The sequence below is a fragment of the Pseudomonas frederiksbergensis genome, assembly GCF_003732705.1.
Lineage (GTDB): Bacteria > Pseudomonadota > Gammaproteobacteria > Pseudomonadales > Pseudomonadaceae > Aquipseudomonas > Aquipseudomonas frederiksbergensis_F.
Window position 1 is genome coordinate 494,965 of the sequence record NZ_MOBR01000006.1, and the last position, 15,958, is coordinate 510,922.

General features: G+C 60.7%; 14 protein-coding genes and 1 riboswitch. Of the genes, 3 read left to right on the plus strand and 11 right to left on the minus strand.

Annotated elements, in window-relative coordinates:
• Nucleotides 1-201: 201 nt before the first annotated feature.
• From BK667_RS07255 to BK667_RS07305, 10 genes are all read right to left on the minus strand, one after another.
• Complete coding sequence (locus BK667_RS07255) at nucleotides 202-894, minus strand: pseudouridine synthase (RefSeq protein WP_123597188.1); 693 nt, start codon at nucleotides 892-894, stop codon at nucleotides 202-204.
• Nucleotides 895-928: 34 nt separating this feature from the next.
• On the minus strand, nucleotides 929-1,147 hold the full coding sequence (locus BK667_RS07260; RefSeq protein ID WP_123507553.1) for a cysteine-rich CWC family protein: 219 nt from the start codon (nucleotides 1,145-1,147) through the stop codon (nucleotides 929-931).
• A gap of 5 nt (nucleotides 1,148-1,152) precedes the next feature.
• Nucleotides 1,153-2,640, minus strand: coding sequence for a sensor domain-containing diguanylate cyclase (locus BK667_RS07265; RefSeq protein ID WP_123507555.1), 1,488 nt, complete (start codon nucleotides 2,638-2,640; stop codon nucleotides 1,153-1,155).
• Nucleotides 2,641-2,839: 199 nt separating this feature from the next.
• Nucleotides 2,840-4,612 (minus strand): allophanate hydrolase, encoded by a 1,773-nt coding sequence (gene atzF / locus BK667_RS07270; protein ID WP_123597189.1) that lies wholly within the window; start codon nucleotides 4,610-4,612, stop codon nucleotides 2,840-2,842.
• Nucleotides 4,613-4,636: 24 nt separating this feature from the next.
• Entirely contained in the window at nucleotides 4,637-8,266 is a 3,630-nt protein-coding gene (uca, locus tag BK667_RS07275) for an urea carboxylase (protein ID WP_123597190.1), read from the minus strand.
• Between the two features lie 310 nt (nucleotides 8,267-8,576).
• Complete coding sequence (locus tag BK667_RS07285; RefSeq protein ID WP_123507562.1) at nucleotides 8,577-9,218, minus strand: urea amidolyase associated protein UAAP2; 642 nt, start codon at nucleotides 9,216-9,218, stop codon at nucleotides 8,577-8,579.
• Between the two features lie 11 nt (nucleotides 9,219-9,229).
• Entirely contained in the window at nucleotides 9,230-9,955 is a 726-nt protein-coding gene (locus BK667_RS07290; protein WP_123597191.1) for an urea amidolyase associated protein UAAP1, read from the minus strand.
• A 12-nt stretch (nucleotides 9,956-9,967) separates the two neighbouring features.
• Nucleotides 9,968-10,756 (minus strand): ABC transporter ATP-binding protein, encoded by a 789-nt coding sequence (locus BK667_RS07295; RefSeq protein ID WP_123597192.1) that lies wholly within the window; start codon nucleotides 10,754-10,756, stop codon nucleotides 9,968-9,970.
• Entirely contained in the window at nucleotides 10,753-11,568 is an 816-nt protein-coding gene (locus BK667_RS07300; protein WP_123597193.1) for an ABC transporter permease, read from the minus strand. Before BK667_RS07300 ends, BK667_RS07295 begins: the two co-directional genes overlap by 4 nt.
• Before the next feature lie 17 nt (nucleotides 11,569-11,585).
• Nucleotides 11,586-12,653: a putative urea ABC transporter substrate-binding protein gene (locus BK667_RS07305; RefSeq protein WP_123597194.1), complete on the minus strand. Its 1,068-nt coding sequence runs from the start codon at nucleotides 12,651-12,653 to the stop codon at nucleotides 11,586-11,588.
• Nucleotides 12,654-12,716: 63 nt separating this feature from the next.
• A riboswitch (guanidine-I (ykkC/yxkD leader) is annotated at nucleotides 12,717-12,817 on the minus strand.
• 273 nt (nucleotides 12,818-13,090) lie between these two features.
• Between BK667_RS07305 and BK667_RS07315 the strand changes: the two genes are divergently transcribed.
• Complete coding sequence (locus BK667_RS07315) at nucleotides 13,091-13,357, plus strand: hypothetical protein (protein ID WP_123507572.1); 267 nt, start codon at nucleotides 13,091-13,093, stop codon at nucleotides 13,355-13,357.
• Between the two features lie 197 nt (nucleotides 13,358-13,554).
• Nucleotides 13,555-13,944, plus strand: coding sequence for a hypothetical protein (locus BK667_RS07320; protein ID WP_123507573.1), 390 nt, complete (start codon nucleotides 13,555-13,557; stop codon nucleotides 13,942-13,944).
• A gap of 63 nt (nucleotides 13,945-14,007) precedes the next feature.
• Here BK667_RS07320 and dspII read toward each other — a convergent pair whose 3' ends face one another.
• Nucleotides 14,008-15,120 carry an enoyl-CoA hydratase/isomerase DspII gene (gene dspII, locus BK667_RS07325; RefSeq protein ID WP_123597195.1) on the minus strand — a complete coding sequence of 371 codons (1,113 nt, stop codon included), beginning with the start codon at nucleotides 15,118-15,120 and terminating at the stop codon, nucleotides 14,008-14,010.
• A 132-nt stretch (nucleotides 15,121-15,252) separates the two neighbouring features.
• Here dspII and ung point away from each other — a divergent pair, with 132 nt between their 5' ends.
• Nucleotides 15,253-15,948 carry a uracil-DNA glycosylase gene (gene ung / locus BK667_RS07330; RefSeq protein ID WP_123507783.1) on the plus strand — a complete coding sequence of 232 codons (696 nt, stop codon included), beginning with the start codon at nucleotides 15,253-15,255 and terminating at the stop codon, nucleotides 15,946-15,948.
• Nucleotides 15,949-15,958: the final 10 nt, after the last annotated feature.

The following is a 15,958-nucleotide window of genomic DNA, read 5'->3' on the forward strand; positions in this document are numbered from 1 at the left end:
GTCGACGGGTTTTATTATTGGCGGGCAATCTGCCGGGGGAAGGCGGAACCTGAGGGTTCTCTGCCGGCAAAAAGTTTCTTAGAAGTATGTTGTGACTCATCGGTCACAATCTGGCCGACGTCCTGATTCAAGCAGGGGCGGTGGCATCGCGCAAGTGTCATTCGTAAATTGTTCGACAACTTCTGCTGAGCGGTCGCCTGCTTAGATCAATTGAATCTCTTCGGTGCGCAAGGCGCGGTACTCGCCCGGTTTTAGCGCGTTATCGAGCCGCAGCGGGCCCATGCTTTCGCGGTGCAGGCGCAGGACCTTGTTGTCGAAATGGCCGAACATGCGCTTCACCTGGTGGTAACGGCCTTCGACGATGCTCAACCGCGCCGCCTTCGCCCCGAGCAACACCAGCTCGGCGGGTTGAGTCGTCAGGTCTTCGAAAGCGAAGTACAGCCCTTCGTTGAAGGTCACTGCATACTCCGGGCCGATGTCCTGTTCGGTCTCGACGTAATACACCTTGGGCAGTTTGGTCTGCGGTTGGGTCAGGCGACGCGACCAGCTGCCATCGTTGGTGATGATCATCAGTCCGGTGGTGTTGAAATCCAGGCGCCCGGCGATGTGCAAGTCGTCCTTGTCCGGCTCGTGGATCAGGTCGAGCACGGTCGGGTGTTGCGGATCGCGGGTGGCGCTGACGCAGCCGGACGGCTTGTTCAGCATGAAGTAGCGCGCGGGTTTGCCGACTTGCAGTACTTCATCGTCGACTTCGACGCGGCTGAATTCCAACACTTCACTGTGAGGATCGCTGACGACTTTTCCGTCGATGCGCACACGTTTTTCCACCAGCAACAGACGAACCTGCTTACGGTTGAAGCGCGGCAGGTTGCTGAGGAAACGGTCTACACGCATGGGTTAAAAATCGGACGGCAAAGGGGCGCGCATCTTATGTGATCGGCCGGGCGGCTGCTTGCAGCTGCGCCTCGACCTGAGCGCATCGCGGGCACAGGCAGGAGAGGTCACGCAGTTCCGCCGGCAGCGCTTCAAGCACCGCCGGGTCGATGCTGACGCCAAAGCACCAGCAGGCGCGGTCGGCGGTTCGTGGGTCGGCCAGGCTGCAGTCGTTGGGGGCGCCGCAGGCCGGGCAGGTTTCAGGCTTGGTCATCAAGGTTATTCATAAACGGAGTGAGGCATTTCCACGCAGGTGCGGTTGCGGCCGGCTTGCTTGGCCCGATACATCGCATGATCGGCCCGGGACAGCAGGGTATGCAAGGTTTCATCCGGTTGCAGGGTGGTCAGGCCGATGCTGACTGTCAGCCGCAGCTCCTTGCCGTTGTAGGCATAACGCTGTTTTTCCACATGCTGGCGAATTTTCTCAGCGATTTTCTGACCGGTTTCACCGTCGGTGTCCTTGAGCAGCACGATAAATTCCTCGCCGCCCCAACGGCAGACAATGTCGGAATGGCGCAGGCAGCTTTCCAGGTCCCGGGCGAAACCGATCAGCACCTGATCACCGGCCAAGTGGCCGTAGGTGTCGTTCAACACCTTGAAGTGGTCCAGATCGAGCAGCAACGCGGTCAGAGGTTTCGGTTCGCGTCGGGCTTCGTGCATGGCTTGCGCGGCCAACAGGTCGAAACCACGGCGGTTGGGCAATTCGGTCAGACTGTCGAGGGTGGCCTGGGCCTGGATCTTACTCTGATAGCGTTTGATCACCCGGTTGAGCAGGGCCAGCACAATCAAGGTGACGAGCAGGCAGATCAGCAGGTTGAGGTACAGCGACTGGCGGATTTCACTGAGGGCGCCGTCTTCGCGTTTATCCACGAACAGGTACCAATTCAGCTCCGGAATAAACCGCACGTTGAGGAAATGTCCCTGGCCGTGGACGGAATATTCGTAGCTGCCGCTGTGGGGTTTGGGCAACTGGCTGACCAGGCCTTTCATGCTGTCGAGCTCGCCCAGGCTCCGGCCGGCCCGCGCACCTTCGGGGCCGCCCTCGGCGCCGGTTAGCACCAGCCGGCCGAAAGTGTCGACGAAGTACACGCTGCGTTGATAACGCTGCTGATACTTGTCGATCAACTTGATCACCGCATCCACCGTCAGCCCGACGCCGGCCGCGCCGATGAAGCGTTTGTTGTAGTCGTAGACCTTGTAGTTGATGAAGAACGTCAGGTTGTCCTTGTTGGCCAGGTCCGGGTCGACGTTGATCTCGTAGGGTTCTTTCATGTCGCGAACGCGGAAGTACCAGGCGTCCCGCGGTTCGTCGATCTTGACCTGCTTGAGCACGCCTTTGGCGTGGTAGTAGGTCAGGCTGCTGTTGGAGATGAAAAACGCGGTGTAGGCGCCGTAGTGGGTCATGACCTCGTTGAGGTAGCGGGTCATCTGGTCGGGGTCGTGCTCGCCGTTGACCACCCAGTCGCGCATGAAGGTGTCGCGGGACATCATCGAGGAAATCAGGATCGGTCTGACGAGGTCTTTCTGGATTTCCGAGTAGACCGTGTCGGACGTCAGCGGCAGCTCGGTGTTGACGATGTTGTCACGGATCGACGCTCGCGAGGCGTAGTAACTGAGAAACGAGGTGGCGAGGAAACCGGCGCCCAGCAACGCAATCAGCGTGAGGACCAACGAACGTTGGGAATACAGCGGCGAGCGAAGTGGCATGGTGGTTCCGTTGGCAGTGACCCGATGGCATGCATTCTAGTGGCCCCGAGCGGAAATAACCGCTGCATTTACGCGGGGTGATCGTTCCCACGCTCCGCGTGGGAATGCATCCAGTGACGCTCTGCGTCACACTTGCGAAGGGACGCGGAGCGTCCCGGGCGGCATTCCCACGCGGAGCGTGGGAACGATCAGACTGGTGTCAGCCGAGACTTTTCAGGTATGCCCGCCACCCGCCGAAGTGGCTGATATCCACCGCGCCCTCAAGCCCGTAAGCCTCACAAATAAACCCACTCTCCCAACGCCCATCCGCCAGTTGCACCTTGCCCAACCCCAGCGGCGCCGGAATCCCGGTCAAAAACGAGCCCAATTCACTGCTCGGCAATTCCCAAACCTCCACCGCAATCGCCACGCCACCGTCCTTCACCCGCACCATTCCCGGACGAAACGGCGGACCACCGGCCAATGCAAACAACTGATAATCCGGCGAACTGAACGTCGTCTCCACCAGCCGCGCCCCGCGCTGCTTCAGTTGCCAGTTCAACGCCAGCCCCTCCAGGTGCGCGCCACACACCACCAGCCGTGCACGGTCATGGCGGGCAACGGTTGTCGGCGCAGGCGAAGCGTGTTGCCGTTGAAACGCATCCGCCACGCTCAACAAATACTGATCGGTAAACGCCCGGCCAAACAGCGTCACGCCCCACGGCAAACCGTTACCCATGAAACCGCTGGGCACAGCGACGGCGGCGTAGTCCAGCAGGTTCATGAAGTTGGTGTAGTAGCCCAGTTCCGAATTGCGCAGCACCGGTTCCACCGCCAATTCCGCCAACGTCACGGGACGGCCGATGGTCGGCGTGAGCACACAATCGAGGCCTTCCAGCGCCTGATCGCACAGCGCCTTCAATTCTTGCAATCGATACTGCGCGCGGAAGGTCTGCACGCCAGTCACCGCTGGAGCCTTGGCCAGCACAGCGCGGATCACCGGCAGTACCGCTTGCGGATTTTGCTCCATCAACTCGCCGGCCACGCTATAGCGCTCGGCCACCCACGGGCCTTCATACAGCAACTGCGCGGCTTCGAGGAACGGTGACAGATCCAGCTCCACCGCATCACCGCCCATGGCTTTGAGCTGGTCGATGGCATCGCCAAACAACAACGGGCCTTCAGGGCAGCCGAAAAATTCCAGGTCCTGGGCCCGCGGCACGCCGAAACGGAAGGGGCGAGGCGCACCGAATGCCGAGCCGTCATTCCACAACGGATTGCGGCGGCTGTAGGCGTCCCGTGGGTCGAGATGCGCCGTCAACGCCAGCAATTGACTGGCTTCGCGAGCCGTGGCGGTGAAGGTCGTAACGCAATCAAGCGTGCGACACGCCGGCACCACACCACCCGTGGAAATCAATCCTTTGGTGGCTTTCAACCCCACCAGGTTATTCAACGCCGCCGGCACCCGACCGGAACCCGCCGTGTCCGTCCCCAGGGAAAAACTCGCCACGCCCAGCGCCACCGCCAACGAAGACCCGGCACTGGAACCGCCCGCCGGATACTCCGATAACACGCTGTTCGGGCACGCACCATACGGCGAGCGACTGCCGTTCAATCCCGTGGCGAACTGGTCAAGATTGGTCTTGCCCAACGGAATCGCCCCCAGCGCCAGCAATTGCTCGACGATGGTCGCCGAACGTTCCGGTACATAGGCAAACGCCGGGCACGCTGCCGTGGTGGGAATGCCCGCCAGGTCAATGTTGTCCTTGATCGCAAACGGCACGCCGTACAGCGGCAAGCTATCGAGGTCGCGGCCGTCGAGCGCGGCGAGGTACGGTTCCAGTTCCTCGACACTGAGCAAATGAATGAACAAGTGATAGTCGGGGTTCAGCGCCGCGGCTTTGTCCCGCAGGCTCAGCAGCAGTTGCCGAGGCGTGGTGTGACCGTCGCGATAAGCGCTGCGCAGGGCGTCGAGTTGCAGATTGAAATTCATGACTTGATCCTTTTCAAAATGAGTTCAGTCGAGGTCCAGCACCACGACCCGCTGCCCGGCGCGCACCGCCGAACCCGGTTGCACGCGAATTTCCCGCACCACCCCGGCCATCGGCGCCAGCAGCGGGATTTCCATCTTCATCGACTCCAGAATCACCAGCACATCCCCGGCCTCAACCCGTGCGCCGGTTTCAACCTGAACCTGCCAGAGGTTGCCGGCGATGTGGCTGTCGACACTCTGTTGACCGGCGGCCAGCGGCGCGTCTTCGGTGGTTTCCGGGATCAGTTCTTCACTGTCGAAATGTGCCTGGCCGCTGGCGATCCAGCGTTCGCGCTCGGCGTTGAATGCGCCTTTTTGCTGATCGCGAAACGCCGCAATGCTCTGGGCTTCTTTCGCCAAAAACGTCTGGTAATCCGCCAGATTCAACTGACTGTGCTCGATGTTCAGTTCGAAGCGCCCGAGAGGGAAATCCCGGCGAATGCGCAGCAGCTCATCGGCGCTTACCGGGTAGAAACGAATCTGATCAAAGAACCTTAGCAGCCACGGTTTGCCGTCGAACGCCGCCACTTCGCGGTAGCGATTCCACATCTGCAACGTGCGCCCGACAAACTGATAACCACCGGGGCCTTCCATGCCGTACACGCACATGTAGGCACCGCCGATACCCACCGAGTTCTCGGCGGTCCAGGTGCGCGCCGGGTTGTACTTGGTGGTCACCAGACGATGGCGCGGATCGAGCGGGGTGGCGACCGGTGCGCCGAGGTAAACATCGCCCAGGCCCATCACCAGATAACTGGCGTCGAACACCGTGCGCTGCACTTCGTCGAGGTTCGGCAGGTCGTTGATGCGGCGGATGAACTCCAGGTTGCTCGGGCACCACGGCGCGTCTTTGCGCACGGTGGTCATGTATTTTTCGATGGCCAATTGGCAGGCCGGGTCATCCCAGGACAGCGGCAGATGGACGATGCGCGACGGCACTTGCAAGTCCTTGGCGGCGCACACTGCGTCCCATTCACCGGCGATGATGCCGAGCAGATCGGTCAGCGGTAGTTGCTCGGGTTGGTAGTGGATTTGCAGGGAGCGGATGCCTGGGGTCAGGTCGATCACGCCGTGCAGGTGTTTGGACTCCAGGGCTTGCATCAACGCGTGGGCGCGGAAGCGCAGGACCAGGTCGAGTTCGGGGGCGCCGATCTCCAGCAGCAGGTGAGTGTCCCCCGACAGCCGGGCAACCAACCGCGTATCTGACTGACCGATATCCAACACCACAGGCGACACAACCCCTTGTGGGAGCGAGCCTGCTCGCGAAGAAGTTGATGCGGTGTCTGATCTGGCCCCTTCGCGAGCAGGCTCGCTCCCACAGGGGTTATTCCATTTCAGGGCTAGATTTCGGGCGGTTTTGAGATCGACCGGGAGGAACTGCACTTTGTCCCCGGCCTTAAGCTGCCCCAACTGCCAAAGATCCGCCTCGATCACCGTCACCGGGCACACAAACCCGCCCAGGCTCGGCCCGTCCGGCCCGAGGATCACCGGCATGTCCCCGGTAAAATCCACCGCACCAATCGCATATGGATTGTCATGAATATTCGACGGATGCAATCCAGCCTCACCGCCATCGGCCCGCACCCATTCCGGCTTCGGCCCGATCAACCGCACACCGGTGCGACTGGAGTTGAAATGCACTTCCCACTGGGTGGCAAAGAAAGTCCCGATATAGTTTTCGGTGAAATATTCCGGTGCACCGTGGGGGCCGTAAATCACCCGAACCTGCCGCACAGCCGGCAACTCAGCGATTTCAGACAGTTGCCCACCAACGCTGCGGTCGCTCAGCGCCGGCACATGCAACACATCCCCGGCCCGCAACGCCCGACCGCCATGCCCACCAAACTGGCCGAGGGTAAAAGTGCTTTTGCTGCCCAGATAATCCGGCACTTGCAGCCCACCGCGCAGGCTCAGATAGCTACGGGCGCCCGCACCCGCGATGGTGCCGAGACTTAACGTAGAATCTGCGGGAATCAGCAGGGCGGTATTCATCGGCACCGCTTCACCGTTCAACGTCAGCGGAATCACCGCCCCGGTCACCGCCACCACCGCCTCGCAATTGAAGCGCAGCAACGGTCCGCTCATGGTGATTTCCAGTGCCGCAAAACCCTCGTCATTTCCCAGCAATCGGTTGCCCAAACGCAGCGCCCGACTGTCCATCGGTCCCGACGGCGGCACGCCCACGGCCCAATAACCGAGACGACCGGGATAATCCTGAACACTGGTTTGCGTGCCGGCACTGAGCACTTCAAAGGTGTTGGCCTGATACACCAGATGTTCCAGGCAGCGCGTCCATGGCTGGCCGCTGGCGAACGGTGCGTCGAGCAAAATCTGCCGCAAATAATCGCGATTGGTTTCCACCCCGTAGAGCAAGCTGTCGCCCAGGGCCTGATGCAAATCTTTAAGCGCCTGCTCCCGGCTAGGCGCCCAACTGATGACTTTGGCAATCATCGGATCGAAGTACGGCGGGATCTCGCAACCGGCCTCGACCCACGTATCGATGCGCAATTTTTCGCCATCGGCAGCGGGGAAATTCACCGCCGTCAGCAGGCCCGGACTCGGCTGGAAATCCCGGCCCGGATCTTCCGCGTAAAGCCGCGCCTGAATCGCATGACCCTCGGCTTTTAAACCCCGGCTCAACTCGCTCAGCGGCGGCAAATCACCGGCCGCCAATTCCACCATCCAGCGCACCAGGTCCACGCCCCATACCTGTTCGGTGACGCCGTGCTCTACCTGCAATCGCGTGTTCACTTCCAGAAAGTAGAAGCGCTGATCTTCACTGTCGAAGACAAACTCCACCGTCCCGGCGCTGCGGTAATTCACCGCTTTCGCCAGTTTGATTGCCGCCGCACACAACTCATCCGCCATACCCTCCGGCAGGTTCGGTGCCGGGGTTTCTTCGAGGACTTTCTGATTGCGCCGCTGCACCGAACAGTCGCGCACGCCGAGGGCGATCACCTCGCCCAAGCCATCGCCAAACACCTGAACTTCCAGATGCCGGGCGCGCTGGATGTACTTCTCGATGAACACCCCGGCGTCGCTGAAATTGTTCTGGCCCAGGCGTTTGACGGCTTCGAAGGATTCACTTAGTTCGGCAGCGCTGCGGCACACGCGCATGCCGATGCCGCCACCGCCGGCGGTGCTTTTGAGCATCACCGGGTAACCGACCTGTTCGCCGGCAATCAGCGCCGCGTCTAGGCTGTCGAGCAGCTCGGTGCCTTCGAGCATCGGCACGCCGTGCTGTTTGGCCAAGGCGCGGGCGGTGTGCTTGAGGCCGAACACTCGCAGCTGTTCTGGCGTCGGGCCGATGAAGGCAATGTTGACCGCTTCACAGGCTTCGGCGAAGGCAGCGTTTTCCGAAAGAAAACCGTAACCGGGATGGATCGCCGTGGCGCCGGTGACCTGGGCGATGGCGAGGATTTTATCCACCGCCAGATAGGTGCCGGCGGCAGCACCTTCACCGAGGCTGTGGGCTTCATCGGCCTGCAGAATGTGCAGGCTTGCGGCATCGGCTTCGGAGTACACGGCAACGCCCTTGACCTGCAAATCACCCAAGGTGCGCAGGATGCGGCAGGCAATGGCGCCACGGTTGGCAATCAGGACTTTTTCGAACATGGCAAAACCCCCGGAGGCGATAACGCATCAGCCTCGACCTGGGATGCGGGCCGTCCCGCAGTTTTTCGATAGGCGCCGAGGTCGTCCCCGACTGCAAAATCAATGGCCTTGCAAACACTGGAGACCCCTTGTGGGAGCGAGCCTGCTCGCGAAAGCGGTGTATCAGTCGACATCAAGGGTGAATGTGCTGATGCCTTCGCGAGCAGGCTCGCTCCCACAGGGTGGGTTTAGTGGTGTTTGGAGGGTTTTAGGCACTGCCCGGAGCGCGCCTGGCACAGAGCAAACAACCACCGCCGCAACCGCGTCAATTTCAGTTCCATACCAATAACTCCGCTGGTGTCGGGTTGTACGCGTTGCACGGGTTATTCAATTGCGGGCAGTTGGAAATCAACACAATCACATCCATCTCCGCCCGCAAATCCACGTATTTCCCCGGCGCTGAAATCCCGTCTTCAAAGGTCAATCCACCGTCGGCGGTAACCGGCACATTCATGAAGAAATTGATGTTCGGCCCGATGTCGCCCTTGCCCAGTCGTCCGTCGTGAACACAGGCTCGCAGGTAGTTGTCGCGGCAGCTGTGCATGTAGCGTTTTTCCAACGCGTAACGCACGGTGTTGCTCTCTTGCGCGCAGGCGCCGCCGAGGGTGTCGTGACGCCCGCAGGTGTCGGCGACGATGGTCAACATCGCGTGGCCAAGGTTGGAATAGAGCACGCTGCCGGTGCTCAGGTACACACTGTTCTGCCGGCGCAAGGTGCGTTGCACGTCGTAGCGTTCCTTCGGGTTGGCGACGCTGAAAAACAAGGTGTCCACGGCTTGATTGCCTTCCAGGTCGAGGATGCGCAAGGTCTGGCCGGCCTTGACCTCCATCAGCCAGGGTTCGCCGGCGGGGATGGTGGCGCGGTAGATCGCGGTTTCTGGCTGCTGGTGAGCAGTAGCGATGGCGAGTGACATGGCAGCAATCCTCAGGCGAACAAACGGTCGGTGTTGATAAAGCCGCGCTCGTTTTCCGGGCGCGAAGTACGGCAGTGTTCGGCAACGCTCGGGTCGGCGTTCATCCAGCTCAGTTTCAGCGGTTTCGGTGCGTATTCGGACGACGGATCCATCGGATGTTGCAGCGCGGTGAGCACCACCAGCGTGTCCATCGGCGCGTACAACTCGATGTAGTCGCCCGCCTTGGAGTTGCCCTCGACAAAGTGGAAGTGGCCGGCCTCATCGACGTTCACGCGGCTGAACAGGTTGAGGGTCATCAGCAAATCCGACAGGCCCAAACCCCACTTGCCCAGTTCCACCAACAGGTTGTCGGTGCCGTTGCGAAAGAAGCCGTTGCGCAGTTCCTGATAGCGGCCGGCGCCGTATTTCTCTGCGACTTCTTCAGCGCAGAGCACACCGCCGAGGCTGTCGCTCCAGCCGCAAGTGTCGGCGGTGATCGCCGCCAACACGCGGCCCATGTCCGAGTACAAACAATGGCCGGCGGTGAGCTTGGCGGTGTGTTGGCATTTGAGGCTGTCGGGCAGGTTCAGGCGTTCGGTTTTTTCGTTGGCGTTGAGCAGCGTCAGGCTCACATTGGCGCCGCCGCGCAGGTCGGTCAGGCGCAGCAGTTGGCCGCGTTTCAATACGAAGGAACGATGGCCGCCGCCGGGGAGCATTTCTTCGGAGAAGGGCGGGAACAGTTGGGTTGAATCAGTCATTTTCAGATTCCTCTAAGCGATACGAAGCGTGCCTGCCAGCTCAGCCGGCAAGGCATCGACGGCGGCGCGAGTGGCGCGGCGGTCGCTGTTCAAAGGGATGTCGTAGGTGATGCGTGCGCCATAGGCGCCGGGGGCGTGCGGGTCGACGCGGACCTTGTCGAACACCAGCAAACGGGTGCCGAGGCTGAAACCTTCGGACAAGTCGTGGGTAACCATGAACACCGTCAGTCGGGTCTCGCGCCACAGCTCCAGCAGCAGAACGTGCATGTCTTTGCGGATGCCCGGATCAAGGGCGCCAAACGGTTCGTCGAGCAGCAACACTCGCGGCTTCATGATCAACGCCTGGGCGATGGCCAGCCGTTGTTGCATGCCGCCGGAGAGCTGCGCCGGGTACTTGTCCCGCGAGTGGCCGAGGCCGACTTTGTGCAACAGCACCGAAGCCTGTTCCCGGGCGTCTTTTTTCGCGCTGCCGAACAAGCGGCCGAGCAGCGGCGAACGGGGCAGTTCGAGGCCGAGAGCAACGTTGTCGAGCACGGTTAAATGCGGGAACACCGAGTAGCGCTGGAACACTACGCCACGACTTGAATCCGGTTCGCCGGCCAGGGCTTGGCCGTCCAACAGGATCTCACCGCGACTGGCTTTTTCCTGTCCCAGCAGCAGGCGCAGGAAGGTCGATTTGCCGCAACCCGAGGCGCCGACCAACGTGCAGAACTCACCTTCGTTGACGTTCAGATTCAGACCTTCGAGTACCACCTGATCGGCGTACTGCTGCCAGACGTTTTTCACCGTGATGAAGCTCATGCTCGCGCTCCTTCATACCAAGGAAACGCACGTTGAGTCAGGCGCTTCAAACCCCAATCCATCAGCCAGGCGAGCAGGGTGATCCACACCACGTAAGGCAAGATCACGTCCATCGCCAGGTAGCGCCGCACCAGGAAAATCCGGTAGCCGAGGCCGTCAGTGGAGGCGATGGCTTCGGCAGCGATCAGAAACAACCACGCCGAGCCGAGCATCAGCCGCAGGGAAATCAACAGCCGTGGCAGCAATTGCGGCAGCACCACCCGCAGCATCAGCGTCCAGGTCGAAGCGCCCAACGTTTGGGCCTTGATCAGCAACTCCACGGGAATCTCTCGGGCGCGTTGTTCCAAATCACGGGCCAGCGCCGGGGTGATGCCGATCACGATCAGCATCACTTTCGACAACTCCCCCAAGCCGAAAACGATGAACAGAATCGGCAGGATCGCCAGGGGCGGCACCATCGACAGCACCGTCAATAACGGCGACAACGGCGCGCCGAATAACGGCAAAGTCCCGGCCGCCATGCCCAGGCACAACCCGGCCAAGGCGCTGATGCCGAGGCCGATGGCCAGGCGTCGCAGACTGGACGCGCTGTCTTGCCAAAGTACGTATTCGCCGGTGCGGCTGTCGGCGACGAAGGCCAGGCGTTTCACCGCGTCGGTCATCTGCGCCGCGCTGGGCAGCAGTTTGTCGTTGGGGTTGTCCGTCAGCCGCTCGGCCGAGCCCATGAAATAGGCGAACAGCACCAGGGCGAACGGCAGGATCACCAACAGCAAGCGACTCGGGCGATCCGGGTGGCGATTGATCAGGCGCATGGCCAGGTCCTCCAGTCTTACAACTTGGCGTCAGCAGCCATCTGCACGTAGCTCGGATCGAAGCGCAGCTTGAGGTTGCCTTTGTCGCCGCTGGTCACGCCGTTAGCGAAGGCCATGCCGACGGCGCTGGTGTCTTTGGCGCCTTCACCGAGCAAACCGTGCTGGAAGGAAAACTCGGCGACCTTGCGCATGGTTTCCGGCAATTGCTTGCTGGTGGAGAACGCCAGGGCTTCTTTGGGCGTGGCAAACAATTTGGTGGTGTCGAGTTGCGACTGGAAACCCGCCAGATCGGTGCCCGAGGCCTTGGCCATGTGTTCGAGAGCGGCTTTGCTCGCGGCGTTTTTCGCGTTCATCAACTCCACCACTTCGAACCAGGCGCCGGTCAGCGCTTTACCGAGCGCCGGGTTGTCTTTGAGGGTGGCGCTGTTGACCACCATCATGTCCATGATTTCGCCGGGGATCTGGCTGGAATTGAACACCTCGGTCACCGCAGGCTTGGCCTTGATGTCCGAGAGCATCGGGTTCCAGGTGGTGACGGCGTTGACCTGATCGGTGTTGAAAGCCGCCGAGATGTCGGCGTCGGAGGTGTTGACCACTTTCAGGTCTTTCTCGGTGAGGTCCACCGAATCCAGGGCCCGGGCCAACAGGTAGTGGGACACCGAGAGTTCGACCAGATTGACGTCCATGCCCTTGAGGTCGGTGACTTTCTTGCCTTCACCCTTGAGCACAATGCCGTCGTTGCCGTTGGAGAAATCGCTGACGATCAGCGCGGTGCTGTCGACGCCACCGGCGGCCGGAATGGTCAGTGCGTCCATGTTGGTCATGGTGCAGCCATCGAATTGACCGGCGGTGTACTGATTGATCGATTCGACGTAGTCGTTGAGCTGCACCACATCAATCTTGATCCCGTACTTCTTCGCCCATTTGTCGACGATGCCTTGGCTGCCGGCGTATTCCCACGGCATCCAACCGGCGTAGATGGTCCAGCAGACGCTGAAGTGGTCTTTCTGGGCGGCGTGGGACGAGACGCTGACGAGGGCGGCGAATGCGGCGGCGAGCAGGGTGGGTATACGGAATCGGGTCATGGGATGGTTCTCCAGTTGATCAAGGGCGGGCAGGAGTCAACGCGGCACCGCGAACGGTGGCTTGTCTCCCGGGCTTTTGTCCCGCCGTGTAACCTCAACTGGAGGTCGCCAACTCTCGGACCAGCCACTCGCCTAAGCGAGCCGGAACCCTAGTCAGCCATTGCAAATTGTGGTGCCGCGAACCTGTGATGACTCCTGCACGCTTTTACTAAAGCGAGAGCCGTGCCAAGTCGCTGCGAGGCCTCTGGACGGGGGGATGACGCCGATTGGCTGAGGGAGGAGGTCGCGTGATTGCCTTGTGATGGTGCATCAGCGCACCGCAATGGGCCGCTTATCCGAAGGTTTCAGCCTGCGCGCACTGGGTGCCGGTTTTACAGTCAAAACAGGTGTGAGTCGGCCTGTGCCGGCTGCTGTCGCGGGTCTTTCAGGAGGCCGCCATGGTTTATCAAAAATTGCTTCGTCGATTGTTGCTGGGCGCGGTGTTGGGCTTGGGTCTGTCGGGTTGCTATTACTACGCCGGCACCGCTGATGTTTACTCAACGCCGTATTACTACCCCGGTTATTACTACTCGCCTTATTACTACGGCTATTCCTACCCCCGGTATTACGGACGCTATCGCTACTATTACTACGGCGGCCACGGGTATTACGGCGGTCACGGACCGGCTTATTACCACGGTGGCGGCCGTTACGGTCGCCATTGATCAGCACGGCGCTTCCATTGACGGACGCGCCGTTTTTTATGGCGAGGATGAAAAACCTTTCATCGGGGACTTGTTTCAATGTGTTTCAGAAACGCACCAGATTCCGAAATCGATGTCTGATCTTTCGACAGTCGCCAACAATTGGCTGTCGCCTGCCAGCGTCGCTGGTGTGGCTACTCGCGGTCCAGGAGGCCGCCATGTATCGCCGAATTCTTCTGCTGGTCGTGTTGAGTTTTTCCCTTGGTGCATGCGTTCCCTATTCCTACGGAGATGGAGGCAGCTACTACAGTTCTGAGGTCTACTCGTCCCCCGCGCCGGCTTATTACTCGGGCGGTGGCAGCTATTACTCGGCTCCGCGCTATTACCAACCGGCGCCGCGTTACTACCAACCAGCGCCGCGTTATTACCAGGCGCAACCGCGCTACTACCAGTCCTACAACCGTGGCTGGCAAGGCCATGACCGAGGCGGTTGGGATGGCCGCAATCGGGGCAACTGGGACAATGATCGCCGGGGTCACGATGGACGGGATCACCGGGGTGGACGTGGCGATCACGACGGTCGTGATGGCCGGGGCGGTCGCCGCTAACTTTTCCGACAGGCAGCTATAAAAAAGCGGCGCATTAAGCGCCGCTTTTTTTGTGCCCGGATTTCAGTACTCCGACAAATCCGCCAATGGATGCCGACCTTCCCAAACCTTATGAAAATGCGCCTCCACCACCGCATCCGGCACGTTATTGATGTCCGGCCAATGCCAATGCGGCTTCTGATCCTTGTCGATCAACCGCGCCCGCACCCCTTCACTGAATTCGGGGTGACGGCAGCAGTTGAGGCTCAGGGTGTATTCCATCTGAAAGACTTCAGCCAATGACAGATGCCGGGCCCGGGCGATTTGCTCCCAGACCAGATGAGCGGTCACGGGTGAGCCTTCGGTCATGGTCTTCGCCGCGCGGCTGAGCTGCGGATCGGTGGAGTCGCGCAGATGGCTGATGGCTTTCCAGGCGCAGCGCACATCGCTGACATCCAGCAGTTCGTCGATTTGCTGGCGGCGTGGCAGCCATTGCGCCTCGGGCATCTGCGCGACGGCTTCCTGCTGCAAGGCCTTGAGCAGGCTGTTGAGCTGCATCGGCGTCTGTTCCTGCCAGTTCAATTGCAGCAGGCCTTCGACCAGTTCTTCCTGTTGTTCTTCGAGCAGGAAGCGGTCGGCAAGATCCAGGTCGATCGCATCCCGCGCGTTCATGTGCGCGCCGGTCAGGCCGAGGAACAACCCAAGCTTGCCGGGCAGTCGCGACAGAAACCAACTGGCGCCGACGTCCGGGTACAAGCCGATGCTGATCTCCGGCATCGCCAGACGGCTGCTTGGCGTGACGATTCGAATGCTCGCGCCTTGCAGCAGGCCCATACCGCCGCCGAGCACGTAGCCATGACCCCAGCAGATCAGCGGTTTGGGGTAGGTATGCAGTTTGAAGTCCAGGCGATATTCCGCCGCAAAGAACTGCGCGGCCAGGGGCGGTACTTCCCCCGGATGGTTGCGGCAGGCTTCGACCAGGCTGCGCACTTCGCCACCGGCACAGAAGGCTTTGGCGCCATTACCGCGGAGCAAAACACAAACGATTTGCGGATCCTTGGCCCAGGCGTCCATCTGATCGCGCAGGGCGTTGATCATCGGCAAGGAGAGGGCGTTCAACGACTTTTCGGCATCCAGGCTGGCGATGCCGATGCGGGCGCCGTCGGTGCCGGTGAGTTCTTCGAAGTGCAAATTCATCGTGACCTCGATCGGGAATTTGAGCGTTCAGTATGATCGCATTGCAGGAAAGTGCCGGTTCTGTGTCAGATCAATTGACAAGCCTGCCCAGCTTTCCTAGGGTTCGCCCCATTGTTTTTGCCGGGTATGACCATGACTGCTGACGACCGTATCAAACTCGAACCGAGCTGGAAGGAAGCACTGCGTGCTGAGTTCGACCAGCCCTACATGGCAGAGTTGCGTTCATTCCTGCAACAGGAGCGTGCGGCGGGCAAGGAAATCTACCCGCCAGGACCGATGATTTTCAATGCGCTCAACTCGACGCCGCTGGACAAGGTCAAGGTTGTCATCCTTGGCCAGGATCCGTATCACGGCCCGGGCCAGGCCCATGGCTTGTGTTTCTCGGTGCAGCCGGGCGTGCCGGCGCCGCCGTCGCTGGTGAACATCTATAAAGAGTTGAAACGCGACCTGAACATCGACATCCCGAGCCACGGTTGCCTGCAGAGCTGGGCCGATCAGGGCGTGCTGATGATCAACACCACCATGACCGTCGAGCGCGCCAACGCCAATGCGCACAAGGACAAGGGCTGGCAGTTTTTCACCGATCGGATCATTGAAGTGGTCAGTGAAAAGCAACCGCACCTGGTGTTCATGCTGTGGGGGGCGCATGCCCAGAGTAAGCAGAAGCTGATCGATGCGACCAAGCATTTGGTGTTGACCTCGGTGCATCCGTCGCCGTTGTCTGCCTATCGTGGATTTCTTGGGTGCGGGCATTTCAGCCGGACTAACAAGTTTCTGGAACAGAATGGCGAAACGCCGATTGAGTGGCGGTTGCCGCCGGTGGCGTAATGCTCGTTCC

What these genes read in the sequence shown, in the direction of transcription:
- BK667_RS07315 (WP_123507572.1), top strand. Translation starts at nt 13,091, where the DNA reads ATGGTTTATCAAAAATTGCTTCGTCGATTGTTGCTGGGCGCGGTGTTG.
- BK667_RS07255 (WP_123597188.1), bottom strand. Translation starts at nt 894, where the DNA reads ATGCGTGTAGACCGTTTCCTCAGCAACCTGCCGCGCTTCAACCGTAAG.
- BK667_RS07265 (WP_123507555.1), bottom strand. Translation starts at nt 2,640, where the DNA reads ATGCCACTTCGCTCGCCGCTGTATTCCCAACGTTCGTTGGTCCTCACG.
- ung (WP_123507783.1), top strand. Translation starts at nt 15,253, where the DNA reads ATGACTGCTGACGACCGTATCAAACTCGAACCGAGCTGGAAGGAAGCA.
- BK667_RS07300 (WP_123597193.1), bottom strand. Translation starts at nt 11,568, where the DNA reads ATGCGCCTGATCAATCGCCACCCGGATCGCCCGAGTCGCTTGCTGTTG.
- BK667_RS07320 (WP_123507573.1), top strand. Translation starts at nt 13,555, where the DNA reads ATGTATCGCCGAATTCTTCTGCTGGTCGTGTTGAGTTTTTCCCTTGGT.
- uca (WP_123597190.1), bottom strand. Translation starts at nt 8,266, where the DNA reads ATGTTCGAAAAAGTCCTGATTGCCAACCGTGGCGCCATTGCCTGCCGC.
- atzF (WP_123597189.1), bottom strand. Translation starts at nt 4,612, where the DNA reads ATGAATTTCAATCTGCAACTCGACGCCCTGCGCAGCGCTTATCGCGAC.
- BK667_RS07305 (WP_123597194.1), bottom strand. Translation starts at nt 12,653, where the DNA reads ATGACCCGATTCCGTATACCCACCCTGCTCGCCGCCGCATTCGCCGCC.
- BK667_RS07295 (WP_123597192.1), bottom strand. Translation starts at nt 10,756, where the DNA reads ATGAGCTTCATCACGGTGAAAAACGTCTGGCAGCAGTACGCCGATCAG.
- BK667_RS07260 (WP_123507553.1), bottom strand. Translation starts at nt 1,147, where the DNA reads ATGACCAAGCCTGAAACCTGCCCGGCCTGCGGCGCCCCCAACGACTGC.
- BK667_RS07290 (WP_123597191.1), bottom strand. Translation starts at nt 9,955, where the DNA reads ATGACTGATTCAACCCAACTGTTCCCGCCCTTCTCCGAAGAAATGCTC.
- BK667_RS07285 (WP_123507562.1), bottom strand. Translation starts at nt 9,218, where the DNA reads ATGTCACTCGCCATCGCTACTGCTCACCAGCAGCCAGAAACCGCGATC.
- dspII (WP_123597195.1), bottom strand. Translation starts at nt 15,120, where the DNA reads ATGAATTTGCACTTCGAAGAACTCACCGGCACCGACGGCGCCCGCATC.